This is a genomic window from Rhodoluna limnophila (genome assembly GCF_005845365.1).
Classification (GTDB): Bacteria; Actinomycetota; Actinomycetes; order Actinomycetales; family Microbacteriaceae; genus Rhodoluna; species Rhodoluna limnophila.
The window spans coordinates 1067061-1082026 of the sequence record NZ_CP040509.1 but is presented as its reverse complement, the minus strand read 5'-3'; the positions used below and the strand labels follow the sequence as shown (position 1 = coordinate 1082026).

General features: G+C 51.0%; 15 protein-coding genes and 1 tRNA gene. 15 read left to right on the top strand and 1 reads right to left on the bottom strand.

The genetic code is table 11. The annotated features are described in order from the left end of the window. The first annotated feature begins 29 nt into the window (after nt 1-29). The 15 genes from FFA38_RS05340 (at nt 30) to FFA38_RS05270 (ending at nt 14746) form a co-directional block, all read left to right on the top strand. Entirely contained in the window at nt 30-455 is a 426-nt protein-coding gene (locus tag FFA38_RS05340; RefSeq protein WP_138315774.1) for a DUF2871 domain-containing protein, read from the top strand. A 217-nt stretch (nt 456-672) separates the two neighbouring features. Then, entirely contained in the window at nt 673-2718 is a 2046-nt protein-coding gene (locus FFA38_RS05335) for an acyltransferase family protein (RefSeq protein ID WP_172956015.1), read from the top strand. Further along, nucleotides 2711-3133 (top strand): hypothetical protein, encoded by a 423-nt coding sequence (locus tag FFA38_RS05330; RefSeq protein WP_138315772.1) that lies wholly within the window; start codon nt 2711-2713, stop codon nt 3131-3133. Before FFA38_RS05335 ends, FFA38_RS05330 begins: the two co-directional genes overlap by 8 nt. A gap of 118 nt (nt 3134-3251) precedes the next feature. Beyond that, complete coding sequence (locus FFA38_RS05325) at nt 3252-4139, top strand: ABC transporter substrate-binding protein (RefSeq protein ID WP_138315771.1); 888 nt, start codon at nt 3252-3254, stop codon at nt 4137-4139. Between the two features lie 3 nt (nt 4140-4142). Further along, on the top strand, nt 4143-5810 hold the full coding sequence (locus tag FFA38_RS05320) for a GspE/PulE family protein (RefSeq protein ID WP_138315770.1): 1668 nt from the start codon (nt 4143-4145) through the stop codon (nt 5808-5810). Between the two features lie 2 nt (nt 5811-5812). Next, the gene (locus FFA38_RS05315) at nt 5813-6967 is read left to right on the top strand and encodes a type IV pilus twitching motility protein PilT (RefSeq protein WP_138315769.1); all 1155 of its coding nucleotides are present in this window, start codon (nt 5813-5815) and stop codon (nt 6965-6967) included. A 9-nt stretch (nt 6968-6976) separates the two neighbouring features. Continuing rightward, on the top strand, nt 6977-8206 hold the full coding sequence (locus FFA38_RS05310) for a type II secretion system F family protein (protein WP_138315768.1): 1230 nt from the start codon (nt 6977-6979) through the stop codon (nt 8204-8206). Nucleotides 8207-8305: 99 nt separating this feature from the next. Next, a complete protein-coding gene (locus tag FFA38_RS05305) occupies nt 8306-8719 on the top strand; it encodes a type IV pilin protein (RefSeq protein WP_138315767.1) in 414 nt (137 codons plus the stop codon). Between the two features lie 87 nt (nt 8720-8806). Further along, on the top strand, nt 8807-9229 hold the full coding sequence (locus FFA38_RS05300) for a type IV pilus modification PilV family protein (protein WP_253786227.1): 423 nt from the start codon (nt 8807-8809) through the stop codon (nt 9227-9229). A gap of 1 nt (nt 9230) precedes the next feature. Next, nucleotides 9231-9821 carry a hypothetical protein gene (locus tag FFA38_RS05295; protein WP_138315765.1) on the top strand — a complete coding sequence of 197 codons (591 nt, stop codon included), beginning with the start codon at nt 9231-9233 and terminating at the stop codon, nt 9819-9821. Between the two features lie 680 nt (nt 9822-10501). After that, a complete protein-coding gene (locus tag FFA38_RS06900) occupies nt 10502-11584 on the top strand; it encodes a bactofilin family protein (protein ID WP_172956014.1) in 1083 nt (360 codons plus the stop codon). Continuing rightward, nucleotides 11581-12426 carry a prepilin peptidase gene (locus FFA38_RS05285; RefSeq protein ID WP_138315763.1) on the top strand — a complete coding sequence of 282 codons (846 nt, stop codon included), beginning with the start codon at nt 11581-11583 and terminating at the stop codon, nt 12424-12426. The genes FFA38_RS06900 and FFA38_RS05285 overlap by 4 nt, the downstream gene beginning before the upstream one ends. Before the next feature lie 18 nt (nt 12427-12444). Then, nucleotides 12445-13488, top strand: coding sequence for a type IV pilus assembly protein PilM (gene pilM / locus FFA38_RS05280; RefSeq protein ID WP_172956013.1), 1044 nt, complete (start codon nt 12445-12447; stop codon nt 13486-13488). Beyond that, on the top strand, nt 13488-14144 hold the full coding sequence (locus FFA38_RS05275) for a hypothetical protein (RefSeq protein ID WP_138315761.1): 657 nt from the start codon (nt 13488-13490) through the stop codon (nt 14142-14144). Before pilM ends, FFA38_RS05275 begins: the two co-directional genes overlap by 1 nt. Nucleotides 14145-14146: 2 nt before the next feature. Continuing rightward, nucleotides 14147-14746, top strand: a complete 600-nt coding sequence (locus FFA38_RS05270) for a hypothetical protein (protein WP_138315760.1) — start codon at nt 14147-14149, stop codon at nt 14744-14746. Between the two features lie 111 nt (nt 14747-14857). On the opposite strand, the gene FFA38_RS05265 is transcribed toward FFA38_RS05270, so the two are convergent. Beyond that, a tRNA-Lys gene (locus FFA38_RS05265) sits at nt 14858-14934 on the bottom strand. Nucleotides 14935-14966 lie beyond the last annotated feature (32 nt).

Sequence of the window (14966 nt, the reverse complement as noted above, 5' to 3'; positions counted from 1 at the left end):
CGTGGCAGGATTGGAGCGAGGAGTTTGAATTGAAGAAATCTTTTATTGCTTCGGCAATTTATCTTGTTTTGGGGCTATCTTCGGGTGTCTTTTACCGAGAATTCACCAAACTGAATGAGTTTGAGGCAGGTCAGTACACCCAACTGAGCGTGGTTCACACCCACCTACTTACCCTCGGTTTCTTAGTCTTTTTGATTGTGCTGTTGCTTGACAATGCCTTCAAACTCTCTGATGACTGGCGCTTCAAGACTTTCTTTTGGCTTTACAACGCGGGTTTGGTTTTGAGTACTTCGATCATGGTTCTCCGTGGAATTCAGTCCGTGCTGGGTACTGAGGTCGAGTCGGGTGCCATAGCCGGAATCGCCGGCCTGGGGCACATCATGTTGTCGCTGGCACTTGGCTTGCTGCTGATCATCCTCGGTATCAAAATCTGGGCAAAGGCTGAGAAGAGCTAGATTAAGCGGCAAACTCAACTAGTCTGAACTAGAGGTCAATCGGGCTTCCGAACGGAGTCCAAAATGGCAGAAAAATCGCAGCAAAAGAACGTTAAAAAAGTTGCCGCTAAGAGCTTGAAAGAAAAGCGCCTAGACAAGCAGACCAAAGCTGCAAACAAAAAATCTGATTAACTTTGTGGCCTGATGGCCTGAACAAAACTTCGCAACAGGGAGCATTTTGCCAACGCAATCGATTGGTCGACCTCCGGTAATACGCATCGACATTCAGGCGCTGAGGACGATCGCTGTGGGCTTGGTGGTGCTTTACCACCTTTGGCCCCAACGGCTCACCGGCGGCTTTATCGGCGTTGACGTTTTCTTTGTGATTTCTGGCTACCTGATCACTTCGCACATTTTGCGCGATGTTGCTAAATCAAAGTTTTCAATCACTAAATTCTGGGCAAAACGGGTTCGCCGCCTATTGCCGGCCTCATTCTTTGTGCTTTTAGTTACCGGTATTGCGGTCTATTTTTCAACACCGATGTCCCTGTGGGGTCAGTGGCTCGAAGAGATTCAGGCATCGGCGCTCTACTTTGAAAACTGGATTCTGGCGGCCGACTCAGTCGACTACCTGGCGCTTGGTAATGCCTCGTCACCAACCCAGCATTTTTGGTCGCTTTCGGTAGAAGAGCAGTTTTACCTAGCCTGGCCACTGATTATTGCCGGCACACTCTTTGTGGTCGGTAAATTCTCAAAGCGCTTCAGAAGGCGTTCGATATTCGCTGCACTGTTGCTGCTAACGGTTGCCTCCTTTGTTTACGGAGTTATTCAAACCCATTCAGAACCGGCAATTGCATACTTCTCGACCCCGGTGAGAGCTTGGGAGTTTGGTGTCGGTGCGCTGCTGGCATTTGCGCCGGTTGTGACCAAACAAAAAGTTGCCCAAACAATGGCGGTTACCGGGCTGCTTGCCGTTGCTGGTGCCGGAGTATTTTTTGACTCAAGCCTGCCATTTCCAGGTTCATGGGCGCTTATCCCGGTTCTCGGAACAGCTCTAGTCATTTGGGCCAATGTCAACGACGGATGGCTGGCAAGGGTAGCCGGCCTAGCTCCAATTCAATGGGTGGGCGATCGCTCCTATTCCATTTACCTCTGGCATTGGCCAATACTCATCCTGGCCCCATTTGTCTTGGGCCTAGACGCTTCGATGACTTCAAAATTGATTGTCCTCGGCATGACACTCTTGCTGGCCGCCTTCACATCCAAATTCATCGAGAAACCATTCTTAGTAGGTGGTGTTTTCGGGCGCAGCAATCGCAGAAAAACCTTTAGCGCATTGGCTCTGGCAACGGCCGCCTTGGTGGCCGTATCTGGGGCAGCCGCCGCTCAGGCTGAGCGTGTGATTGCCAATGATGTTTTGGTGTCAACGGCCGTCGAAGCAGAGGCTTGCTTTGGTGCCGCAGCTCGCGCGCCTGGGCAGAATCCTTGCTCTAATCCGGAGTTAAACCGGCTTTATCCATCGGTAATTTCGGCGCCTTCAGACACCAGTGCTGCCACCAAAGCTTGCGGCAGTTTGAGTCGCGGTGACTCGCAGCCTGGCGCGTGTGAATTGGTTGTCGGCACCAGTGATGTCTCTATTGCGTTGGTGGGTGACTCGCATGCCAATCACTACGCCGGTGCCTTCCAGCGCCTCGCCAAATCTCGCAACTGGAGCCTTACGGTTTACACCAAAGGCGGTTGCCCGTTTACCTTGGCGCAGCGCGTTCAAGATCAAGTTCTAACCTCCGCGTGCGCCAAGTGGGTAGCAAACGTGAAAGCGGAATTGATTGACCGAAAATTCTCGTTGTTGGTTACATCGCAGTGGAGCGGCGTTGACTGGGCTGAGCCGGCCGGTGCTGATGAGCAAAACTACGCAATCACCGGTACAGCCAAATTGTGGCGGCAACTGACGGCAGCGGGCATTCCCGTTTTGGCCATTAAGGACAGCCCAAAGCACATCGATGACGTCCTGGGTTGCCTCGCAAACAATCCAAATGCAGATTGTTCCATCAGTCGTGAGGACGCGTTTGATTTCGATGCTCAAATAGGTGCCGTAAACCGCATTGATTCAGAGCGTGTGGTTTTGGTGAACTTCGATGATGTTTATTGCACTGAAACCAAGTGCCTTCCGGTTATCGGAAACGCGGTGGTTTACCGCGGGGAGAACCATCTAACCGGTACATTTGCTCGCACACTCGCACCGTACTTTGAACCCCACGTCTTGCTACTGTTGGGCAATGATTAACCCTTGGACGCAAGGCGCCTTCCCTCGGTCGCCTTGGTCGGTCACGATTGTTTTGGTTTTTGGAACTATCGCACTAACTATTGAAAAGGTGCTGATTGCACAGTCACACTCTCTGCACCCATATTTCTTTATTGACATTGGGTTTTTTGTAGCCATTGTGGCGGTCGCGAGTTTGTTTCTGGAATGGACGCTGTCTCTGCTCAAAAGAACTGCATCTGCGTGGCTAATGGTGGGAATCTTCGGTTATTTCTCGCTGCAAACACTCCTCATTCTGTGGCTATCGGATTCGATGCCCAGAGTTCAGGTGGTTTTGGCCGAAGGCTTAAACAATCGGGTTGATTGGTTGGCGGTCTTCCTGGGTCTTGCGATTGCCGCTGCCCTGACCTGGTTTGTGGCTTGTAAATCAGTCGATTGATCTTCCCGAAAAGATCGCCTAGATATTTTGAATGCAAACTTTTTCGCGCGAGGCGCTAGGTTTAAGAATCACTAGGAGATTTTGCTAGTGGTTTGATTGCGCAAGGGGACGTGAGCGAATGAAACGAAGATTGCTGTTTGTCGCAACTCTGGCATGCATTGGGCTGGGCCTGGCCTCATGCACCTCAAACTCTGGTCAGCCCTCACCGAGTCCTTCGCAAAGCTCGCACCCGCTAGTCGATGCAGAGGCGCGCGCGGCACTGCCCGCCAGCATTAGAAACTCAGGGTTGATTAGAGTCGCAATCGATGCGACGTATCCGCCAAACGAATTCAAGGCCATCGACGGATCTTTTTCAGGTTGGGAAGTCGAACTCGTCGAGCAAATCGCAAACAAACTAGGCGTCAGCGTTCGATTTCAGAACTACAGGTTTGATTCAATCATTCCGGCCGTCGAGGCCAACCGTGTAGACACAGCTGTTTCTTCAATGTTTGATACCCCGGAACGCAGGATGTTAGTCGACATGGTCAATTATTATTCCGCGGGCAGCCTTTGGGCTCAAAAGTCTGGTCAACAGCAAATTGATCCGAGGAATGCCTGTGGTTTGAGAATCGCAGTTCAGTCCGGAATTTTTCAGGAGCAAGAGGAATTACCTGCTCGGAGCCAACAGTGCCTTGACCAGGGTCGCGCCGAGCTGAAGGTCTTGAGCTATGACAACCAGCAGGATGCCTCAGAGGCGTTGTTGATTGGTCGCGTGGATGCATTTGTTGCCGATTCGCCGGTTACGTTATACGCGGTTAAGCAATCTGGGAGCAAGCTAAAGGCTATTGAAGAGCCGTATGACCTTTTCGATTACAGTTTTCCAGTTGCGAAAGGTAGCTCGTTGGCAAAGGCTCTGCAGCTGGCCACACAAGCTTCGATTAATGACGGAACCTATCGCACAATTCTTGCCTCTTGGGGTGTTCAGGCGGGCGCCATGGCGCAGGCAACAGTGAACGGGGAAGAGTAGAGAATGTATCGGTCACTAATCGACATTTTTGTCACTAAAAAATTAATTTCTCGCGAGCAAATCGAGGAATTTCAGGGAATTGCTGACTCTGACGAGGAGTTGGCGAATCTCCTTCTAAAAAAAGGTCTAATTACTAGCCGCGATATGGCAGAGGCCGCAGCAGCTAGGAGTAACACTAAGTTTGTGAGCGTAAAGGATTACCCAGTCAACGCCACTACTATCGCCCTGATCCCGGCAGAACTTTGCAGACGACACACTTTGCTACCGCTGGAACAACAGGGCAACATTCTAACCCTTGCCGTGTCCGACCCGACCAATGTCGTCGCAATCGATGATGTGCGTGCGGCCACAAAAATGATTATTGAGCCGGTAGTAGCTTCCCGCGAGGAGATACTAACTGCGATCAACACATTCCTAAGATCTGACGAAGAGCTGACGAGTCTAAGTAGCGAAATTCAACAGGGGCATGCCAAGCAAGCAATCAAGATAATTGATGATGATTCTGAAAAAAATGCCCCAATTGTTCGTTTCGTGAACCTGCTCATTGCTCAGGCAATCCAAGATCGCGCCTCAGATATCCATTTGGAGCCGGGAGAGCATGATCTCAGGATCCGGTTCCGGATTGATGGAGTCTTACATGAGTCCCAGCGGCAACCAAAAAGTATTCAGGCTGAGATTCTGTCACGAATCAAAGTTATGAGTGACATGGATATCTCGGAACGACGAATTCCCCAAGATGGGCGCATGACCTTTACGTCTGGTTCAGAGACCCGTGATCTTCGCGTTGCAAGCCTTCCAACAGTTTGGGGCGAGAAGATAGTCCTCCGAATTTTGGACAGCCGCACCACCAACATGACTTTCGAGGAGCTTGGGTTGAGGCCCGAGAACCTAGAGGCCTATCGGAGTGCTGTCGAAAAACCTTGGGGTATGACTCTGGTTACTGGACCAACCGGCTCCGGAAAGACGACCACTTTATACGCCAGCCTGGGTGTCGTTTCTGGCCCCGAGGTTAATGTCATCACAATTGAAGATCCGATTGAGTATCGAATGCTCGGTATCAATCAAATGCAGGTAAACCAGCGGGCAGGTCTAACCTTCGCGAATGCACTTCGCTCCATCCTGCGCGCTGACCCAAACATCGTGATGGTGGGTGAGATTAGAGACCGCGAAACCGCGCAGATAGCCGTTGAGTCAGCCCTAACCGGTCACCTAGTGCTTTCCACACTTCACACCAATGACGCCCCTAGCGCCGTTACTCGGCTTATCGAATTGGGTGTCGAGCCTTTTCTCGTTGCTTCGGCACTTGACTGTGTAATGGCGCAGAGGCTCGCTAGGCGGCTTTGCGGTGAATGCAAAATTGAATTTGAGCCGAAGCAGTCACATCTAAAAGCTGCAGGTTTCTTGGATAGCCCCAAGCATAAAGATGCAACCTTCTTTGGGCCAGGAGGATGCAACCGGTGCTCAAAAACTGGGTACCGAGGCCGCCTGGCTATTCATGAAGTCATGCCCATTACCGAAGGTATAGAACGCCTTATTCTCGACCGTGCTTCAAGTTCGGAAATTGAGGCTCTTGCAATTAGCGAAGGAATGTCAACCCTGCGCGATGACGGATTTGCCAAGGTCGCCGAAGGTTTAACCAGCATCGAAGAAGTGCTAAGGGTGGTGGCCTAATTATGAGTAATCTACATCGCACCAGCGCACCGGAGCTTGCCATCCTCAGTGTGCTTGAAAGCCTCCCGAATCTTCGAGCATCCGATTTGCATGTAATTTGTGATGCTGTTCCGAAGATTCGCGTTGACGGTGCGCTAATGAATCTGCCGGGTGCAGGCGTTTGGTCCAAAGCGGATGTTGAAGCCTACTTAATGAGCCTTCTCAACGAGGAGCAACGCAATCGATTTGAAGCTGATCTGGAGTTAGATTTTTCATTCAAGCTCAATAACGCAATCAGGTTCAGGATAAATCTGTACCTCCAGCAGAACTGCATGGGCGCTGCCATCCGTGTAATTCCTGAGAAAATTTTGAGCCTAGAAGCGCTGGGTGTACCGGAAGTCTTGGCAAGTTTTACCGAGCTACCTCGTGGTTTGGTTTTGGTTACCGGGCCGACTGGGTCCGGAAAGTCCACCACCCTAGCCGCAATGATTGATCGGATCAATCATTCTCGTGCGGTGCACATTATGACGGTCGAAGACCCCATTGAGTTTGTTCATTCCAGCGACAAAGCCATGGTGAACCAACGCGAAGTTGGCTCAGACACCCATAGTTTTGCGGATGCTCTCCGACACGTGCTTCGGCAAGACCCGGACGTGATTTTGATTGGTGAACTGAGAGACTACGAGACTATCTCAGCCGCTTTGACTGCGGCTGAAACCGGGCACCTAGTGTTCGCCACCCTTCATACTCAGGATGCCGCACAGACAATCAATCGTATTGTCGACGTGTTTCCTGCGGATCAGCAAGCTCAGATACGAATTCAACTTGCCCTAACACTGCGGGGCATTGTCAGCCAGGTCCTGGTACCTCACATCAGCGGTAAGGGTAGGGTGGCCGCTTCTGAAATTCTTGTCGTCAATCCAGCTATTGCCAACATGATTCGAGAAAACAAAGCTTTCCAAATACCTACCACCATGATGGCCGGCAAGGATGAAGGTATGCAGGGTCTTGATCAAGACTTAGCGAACCGAGTGCAGTCCAGACTGATTTCCTTGCAGGCGGCGTATGACGTGGCACATGATCGTGAAGCCTTGATGAAGCTAATTGGCCGTGGTCATGGGTTCTTGGCAGTAGAGGCGGACTCGAAGATGAATCCCCACGGAAAAAAACCTAGGTAGGAGCGGCAGATGGCAAGGACTACTAGTTTCTCCTACAAGGCGAGGAACGATAAAGGGCAGTTGGTTAATGGCCGAATCGATGCTGATGCTCGTCTCACGGTGCTTGACCTCTTGCGATCTGAGGGTTTGACTCCGGTTGAAATCACCGAAGCCAGCGTTTTGACCGAGGTTAGAAATCCGTTCCGTCTACCCGAACTAAATCGGACGGTTTCACCAAAAGACCTTGCCGTTGCGACTCGGCAGTTGTCGACGATGGTGTCGTCGGGTCTACCGTTAACGAAGGCGCTTTCAATTTTGGCTTCACAAACTGAGAAACCTCGCCTGGCCAGAGCCCTGGTCGATGTTCGTGTTGATGTTCAATCGGGAATGACCCTATCCATGGCCCTAGAGCGGCACCAGGAAATATTTCCGCAAATTATGACTAGTTTGGTTCGAGCCGGCGAGACTGGTGGATTCCTTGACAAAGCATTGAATTCAATCGCAGATACCTTCGAATCTGAGGCCAGGCTCAGGGCATCAATTCGCTCGTCGATGACCTATCCTGTGGCAGTCCTTCTAATGGCAGTTGTTGGCGTTATTGCGATGCTAATTTTTATCGTGCCGGTCTTTGAAAATATGTTTAAAGACCTCGGTGGAGTGCTTCCTTGGCCAACCCAAGTTCTGGTTACTTTGTCGCCAATAGCGGCTTGGGGTTCACCCATCCTGCTGGTCGTTGGTCTTGCATTTTTTGCATGGTGGGGGAAAAACAAAAATAAGCCATGGATCCGCAAAATCATCGATCCAATCAAACTCAAAATTCCAGTGTTCGGGCCGCTCTTTAAGAAAATTGCCATTGCTAGATTTACTAGGAATTTTTCAAGCATGATCGGCGCGGGTGTTCCAATCATGCAGGCACTGGGTGTTGTTGCTAGCACTGCGGGCAATTGGCAAGTTGAGGGCTCGTTGGCTCGCGTACAAGAATCTGTGCGCCTTGGCACCACGGTTTCACAGCCTATGGCAAGTGAAAAAATGTTCCCACCAATGGTCACGCAAATGATTTCCGTGGGTGAAGACGCCGGTTCGCTCGAAGTCATGCTAGGCAAGATTGCTGATTTTTACGATCAAGAAATTCATGCCACAACAACTCAGCTAACTGCTCTTATCGAGCCGCTGATGATTGCATTTATTGGCATTGTGATTGGTGGCATGATCGTGACTTTGTACTTGCCAATCTTCACGATTTTTAACGTGATTCGTTGAGGCAAGCGATTAAGAGTTAATTCTTAAAGACGACACTCGAGATTTTCCTGGACAAGAGTATGTTTGGGGATAGCACCACAAAAATATAGGAGGTACAAAATGAACAACAAACTCATCAAACGCCTTGGGGGCCTTACTGAGACCAAGACCAAAAACCAGAAGGGCTTCTCGCTCATTGAACTTTTGGTAGTGGTCTTGATTATCGGAATCCTTTCGGCCATCGCCATCCCAATCTTTCTGGGTCAGCAGGACCAGGCCAAGGACTCAGCTGCAAAATCAGACTTGGCCAACGCCAAGGTCGCAATGATTTCGTACTCTGTGTCTAACTCTGGCAACTTCACATTGTCGACGACTGATCTAGAAACCTTCGGGTTCGTGCAGTCGGATGGTGTTACCGTGACCATCGATCAAACTCCACCGGCAGGTACCTTCTGCATCCAGTCATTGTCAGCGACTGGTGCCAATTTCCATGTTGGGCCTACCGGTGGCGTTGCTACTGGGGTTTGTCCATAGCCTGACCAATGTTCCCTGTGTGGGGTGTTGCATAGCTGACACCCCACACAGGTACTTACTTGAAAATTTTCGGGGCGGGGGTTGAAGATGCTAAGAAAAGTCAAGTCAAAGTCAACGGTCTCAAACCAGGGTTTCAGTCTCGTAGAAATTGTTGTGGCCATGTTTGTTTTGGCCACCCTTTCACTGGCTCTTGTCCCAGCGCTTCTAGCCGGAATTCAGCAATCAACGAATAATGCAGTGCTCTCGATGGCAACTCATCTCCTCTCATCGAGGCTGGATGCAGCTCGTCAGGCCGGATCCACCTGCGATTCCGTGGTGGCCTTCCTCGCCTCGACATTTCCTGATACAACGGATTCTCGAGGAATAACACTGCACGTCGCCGACGAGTTAGCCGCCTGCCCTACGTTCTATCCAGGCACTGTTGCCTTGACTGTTTCGGTAAGCCGTTTGGATAGAAATCAGGAACTCGTTAGAGCAACGACGCTCATCTATCTTCAAAGTGCAAACTAAAATGACCGGCTTATCGAGGTTCCTCAAAGCTTGTCCAAAATTTACATCGACTAAGGGTGTTGGCCTGATCGAGGTCTTGCTCTACTCAGCCTTAACGCTGATTGTGCTGACCATGCTTGCGGGAATGCTCTCCACGATGCTGAATGTCCAAAGAAATGTTGTAAATGGTTCAAGTGCCTCGCAACAAGCGCAGCTAATTGCAAAAAGCGTTGACACTGGCATTCGAAATGCGACCGCTGTTCGGCTTGACAGCGTCAACACCGCCGACCAGTTCGTTGTTGCAAGGAGTGCCACAGCAGGGGCAAATATTTCTTGGACTTGTTTAGCTTGGTATTTCGAGTCCCAAGGCGATGGGCGAGTACTTTTTCATCGATCTTCCACCGCGATTCCAGTTCCAACTGCTGAGGAGCGAGATCAATGGTTAGTTCTTGGCGAAGGCATTATCGCGAAAAACACGAGTGGAATTTTTAGTCTGAGCGGGTCCCGTTTGAGTTTATTTTTTGACTCAAAATTGGCGGGCACACCGCCAGTGAGTATTCGTAAAACAGTCTCTGCTGTTGCCGGCACTTGGGAGAGTGAGCCATGTTTCTGAACACCTTCAAGAAGCCCAAAAGGGCACCTGCATCAACTGGTTCTGCGCTTCTCGCCGTTGTGGGTGTGATGGCAGTCGGGTTAATAGTTGTCGCGCTGATTGCATCCGCCATTACATCGGCATTCACGTTTTCTACCATAGCGCGCGCAGAAATCCAATCTCAGGCGGCATCCGAGGGCGGAGTCGCAGTTGCAGTGGCTGGCTTGAATAGGTCGGGTAGCTGTGAAGCCGTGTCGGGAACGTACGAAAAATCTGGGACGCCAACTTTCCGGGCCACAGTATGGCGGTCAACGGACGGAGAAAACTGGGTGCGTGGCTGCCCACAGAGCACAACTACGTACGTGCGGATAATTTCTACTGGGTGGGCCGACTCGAAGGGAATCCTTGGTCGGGGTTCGGGAGACTCGAAAATTCTTGAGGCCATTTTTTCCTATGGCAGCGCCGGACCGGGCCCCTCATCCGCAGGAGCCGCGATGTACTTGTTTGGTGGTGGGCAACTCGACACGTACGAGGTGCTTTCACCTGGGGGTCAAGGGGGCGATATCGCTATCAGATCGGGTGACTTCGACTGCACTGGCCCAACGGTTATCGAGGGGACCCTTCGAGTGCCGTCCGGCAGCGCGATGCTAACGAATAGTTGTTGGGTCAAAGGGTCTGCAATAGCATCGGGTTCCATCTCAATGACTACACAATCGCGTGTCGATGGAGACGTAATTTCTTCAGGAGCCGGGGTCACCCTCTCAAACAGCACAGTGCGCGTAGGCGGAAGTCTGTATGCAAATGGCACAGCGACAATTCACGGGGCGGTCATTGGTCGTATTGAAGCAACGGGGGCCGTAACCATCGTTCAGGGCAGCAGCGTGGGTAGCACAATTGCTGCAGGCTCAACAGTTTCTGTGGCTTCCACGGTTGGCGGTTCGATTACTACTCCGGGAAACCTAAATTTTGTGGATACTGGCCGCGTTACGGGCAACATAAATATTGGGGGGACGCTATCGTTCGGGCGGTTGCGCAACGCTGCTGCGGCAAGCGAATTGCTGGCTCAGGGGTTGGTCACAGGAACAATTTCATTTGAGTCAGCTGGAATAGTTGCGCCGACGCCCAAACCTGCTCCCGAGGTTCCGGACTGGATCGATTTTGAGTACGATTTTGCCGATTGGCAGGCTACTGGGTTCCAGACCGAACTTGATTGGCCTGCAAATCTCGGTTGCAGACTAGGGGACTCGAGCAGTACAACGCCTTCGGGTGTCCTGTATCCGTTTTATCAACAGTTGAAAAATCTTTCTGCACCAACCGTTGTCGACGCACGTGGCTGTGCCACTGTCGCCGGTGATGTAGAACTGGCTCTAAAAACAGATGTTGCATTTATTGGAAATGATTTCAATTTCGATGTCGTGAACATTTCGTCAGCCGACGGTGCAACGCATCGGATGTGGTTCGTTATTCCTGATGCGCAGCCTACTGTAGAAGGCCCACAATGCGTTCGGCGTGCAGGTGACTTTCAGGTAAATACACCTTCGGTAATTGCAGATCACGTTGTTGCCATGGTCTACGCCTCATGCTCAATCGCAATCAACAACGGAACCCAATGGCAGGGCCAGCTTTACTCTGGTGACATGTCTGGCGGCGGTGGCACTAGAGTTCTCGAGTACATACCCATCGGTGTGCCAGGGACCAATATCGGCGGCGGGCCAATCTACCCAGCCACTTATAAGCTCGGGGCCTTAGTTTCACAACGCAACCGAAGTGACAGCGGCGAATGACGAATCTGTTGGTTGCGATCGCAACCTTGCTGGGACTTGCAATTGGTTCTTTTCTTGGGGTAGTGGTTACTCGAACCGTTTCGGGGCAATCAGATTTAGTTCGTGAACGTAGTCATTGCCCAGGCTGTCGAGCGAAAATTCGGTGGTTTGATAACGTACCGCTTCTCTCCTGGGTGTTGCTCGGTGGTCGCTGTAGGACATGTAGAGGACCTATTTCCACCCTGTACCCAACATTAGAAATGGTAACGGCCGCCTACTTTGGTGGTGTCACCTATTGGGCTTTTAGCGACTGGGCTTGGTTTTCAGAAGAACAAGCTGCCGCGGGGGTGCTTGTTCTGGTGGCAATGCTCTGGTTTGGTTCAGCAGGAATTGCCTTGGCTGCAATCGATGTCAAGACAATGGAGTTGCCAGATGCAATAGTCACATCAATTTATCTGGTTTGCCTTTCCAGTCTTGTAGCCGCATCCCTAATTTCAGGTGACAGTGATTCACTAATCCGTGGGGCAGTTGGCTGTCTGAGTTTTCTCGCCGTGTATGGCGTGTTGGTCTTTTTCTTTCCGCGTGCTATGGGCATGGGGGACTTTAAGCTCTCAGGATCTCTGGGGTTTATTCTCGCCTGGTTCGGCTGGGGCGAGGCCATACTTGGGGCACTATTTCCCTTTGCCTTGGCAAGCATCTTTGGTCTAGTTCTCATTTGGCTCGGCAAAGCGGGGCGTAAAACGGCTATCCCATTCGGTCCTTGGATGATTGTCGGTACCGTTTTGGGTCTGTGGTTTGGGGGCGCACTCTGGAATTCCTACCTTGAGTTTTTGCGCGTTCAGTTAAGTAGTGCCGTAGGCTGATTCGAAGGGGATGAAATTGTGGCACATAGAGTCGTAGGTATAGACGTAGGGTTTGCAACTTTACGAGCTGCCCAAGTGCGGCACGCATCCAGTGCCGAGGCCGAGGTCGAAAAGCTGGTAGAAATCTCGCTGCCCGAGGGTGTAATTGAAGCCGGCGAGGTTGTTGATCGTGCTGCTTTGACCAAGTTGCTAGTCGATTTGTGGAAGCAGGCTGGCTTCAAGACTCGCAAAGTGGTCGTGGCTGCCGGCAGCCTCCATGTCTTTGCACGAGAATTGACCGTTCCATTGATGAGTATGCAGAGAATTCGTGAATCTTTGCCTTTCATGATGGAAGGCATTCTTCCAGTGGAACCAAACCAATTATTTCTGGATTTCTATCCGGCCGAAGATACGCACGATGAGACTGGGCCAGCTATTCGCGGGTTGGCTGTTGCGGCGGAACGTGCCAGTGTTGATTCGTTAGTGGACTGCCTAATGGCAGCAAGGTTGAGGCCGATTGCGGTTGATTTTGTACCATTCGCCCTCCTGAGAGTGCACAAAATACCCAAGGACAAAAACCAGTTGCAAGCTCTAATCGATATCGGTGCCGGGGCAACAAATGTGGTTATCACAAAGGGAGGCATTCCTTTATTTGTCCGAGTAATCCCGGTTGGTGGGCTCGACGTAGATCACGCCCTCATGATTGATTTGAAACTGTCCGAGGCCGAAGCGCACTCTTTGAAGACCAAAGTCAAATTTGATTCAAAGAATAAGGATGAAGTCGAGGCCCTGACGAGCATTGAACGAGTAATCGGCGACTTTGTTGCTGGTATTAAAAACACACTCGACTACTTCGAACAATCGCACGATGAAAGCGGCCGCAAAGTCGGGCAGTTGATTTTATCCGGTGGTGGCGCAAAATTGACCGGCCTCGCTGATGCCCTAGCTAAAGTCGTGGACCTGCCTGTCATCATCGATGGCGATGTCCACCAGATTAAAACATCGTCAAAACTCGGGGCTTCAGACGAGAAAATTCGTCGTTTTGCCCTCGCAATTGGTTTAGCGATCGGAGGCAGTCACTAATGGCAAACAAGCTCTCCAGAATGCCTCGTGTCGGTCAAACACCGCGAGCAAATTTTCTGCCTCCAAGAATCAAGGCGCTCCATGAGGCAAGGCAGGCCCGTCATCGCCTGGCCCTGGTTAGCCTCTTAGTCCTAGTGGCTTGTGGGCTTGGCTACGCAGGCGTTCAGTCGCTCAAATTTACGAGTGAAGCCAACCTTTTCACTGCCAGAGATGAGACGACTGAAATCCTTACCGAGCAGGCTCAATACTCCGACATAGTCCTGCTAATCGATGAGTCCCGTCTTCTGAATTCGGCCGTCACCGTTGCGAAAGCAGCCCACGTCGACTGGTCTCACTTAATCGGCCACATACATGACGCCGTGCCTGACGGTGGCAGAATCTTGAGTCTTAATCTTTCGGCACCTTCATCGACTGAATCGCCGACTGTGGTGGAGCCACTTACAGGTAAGCCCATCATCGTAACCGCAAAGGTTTCGATGTTTACTCCTACTTTTGCGGGAATGGAGTACTTTTTGCTCGATGCCCGGCAGTGGCCAGGCTATTCAAATGCGCTCGTAACGGAACTGAATCAAAAATCCAACGGGTTTGAAGCCACACTGACAATTAGCCTTGGGGTTGAGGCTCTGTCACAGGCTTCCCAAGTGAATGGAGGGTGATCGTGAAATCTAAAAACTCTTGGACTATTGGTGCGGGTGCCCTGATGGTTGTCGTTGTTTTGGCCACTATTTTTCTGGGAATAATGCCAACGCTTGTGCAGGTGCGATCCCTCGATTCCGCCAGCGAGACAGTGCGGGATGAAAATGTGAACCATCGGCAATTTTTGGAAACTCTCAAGGAAAATGCCGCTGACAAAGTGAACCTACTAATTTCTGTCACCAAGCAAAGACTTCTGGTTCCCAATCAACTTCACATCGTTGAAGTAATGGCCGAACTCGATGGCGTAGCTAGCGAGAATTCGGTGGCAGTACAGAATTTAAGTGTTTCTGCTCCTCAGCAGTACGTCGCGCCGACTCAGTCGGTAGCAACTGCGGAATTCGATCAGGCTGTAGCCAAGCTGCCTTCTGGTTCATTCTTTGTTTCGGAGCTGTCAGTTTCTGTTTCCGGCACGCAGGCGGAAATTTCTGATTTTGTTGAGGCACTTGGCCAGGCTTCAAGATACATTTTGATCTCAAAATTTGTAATCGCCGAGGCTGTACCAGCAAAGGGCAACGATGTGACAGCTGACATCGCGGCCCAGCTATTCACCCTGGCCAACTAGAGGTCAGCAGTCTTTCGTCCTAATTACTAAATGAAATGGCGACCGGTCGGCGCATTCGTCGACGACCACCAAACGAAAATGCACCCCCTTTAATGGAGGTGCATTTTTGTTTGGTAGGCCCCGTCGGGATCGAACCGACGACCCACGGATTAAAAGTCCGTTGCTCTAACCAACTGAGCTAGAGGCCCATGTGCGTCACGAATGACAACGTCTACAAGTC

Coding starts and splice junctions, on each gene's coding strand:
- FFA38_RS05330 (WP_138315772.1), top strand. CDS start 2,711: ATGATTAACCCTTGGACGCAAGGCGCCTTCCCTCGGTCGCCTTGGTCG.
- FFA38_RS05325 (WP_138315771.1), top strand. CDS start 3,252: ATGAAACGAAGATTGCTGTTTGTCGCAACTCTGGCATGCATTGGGCTG.
- FFA38_RS05320 (WP_138315770.1), top strand. CDS start 4,143: ATGTATCGGTCACTAATCGACATTTTTGTCACTAAAAAATTAATTTCT.
- FFA38_RS05315 (WP_138315769.1), top strand. CDS start 5,813: ATGAGTAATCTACATCGCACCAGCGCACCGGAGCTTGCCATCCTCAGT.
- FFA38_RS05310 (WP_138315768.1), top strand. CDS start 6,977: ATGGCAAGGACTACTAGTTTCTCCTACAAGGCGAGGAACGATAAAGGG.
- FFA38_RS05305 (WP_138315767.1), top strand. CDS start 8,306: ATGAACAACAAACTCATCAAACGCCTTGGGGGCCTTACTGAGACCAAG.
- FFA38_RS05300 (WP_253786227.1), top strand. CDS start 8,807: ATGCTAAGAAAAGTCAAGTCAAAGTCAACGGTCTCAAACCAGGGTTTC.
- FFA38_RS05295 (WP_138315765.1), top strand. CDS start 9,231: ATGACCGGCTTATCGAGGTTCCTCAAAGCTTGTCCAAAATTTACATCG.
- FFA38_RS06900 (WP_172956014.1), top strand. CDS start 10,502: ATGACTACACAATCGCGTGTCGATGGAGACGTAATTTCTTCAGGAGCC.
- FFA38_RS05285 (WP_138315763.1), top strand. CDS start 11,581: ATGACGAATCTGTTGGTTGCGATCGCAACCTTGCTGGGACTTGCAATT.
- FFA38_RS05275 (WP_138315761.1), top strand. CDS start 13,488: ATGGCAAACAAGCTCTCCAGAATGCCTCGTGTCGGTCAAACACCGCGA.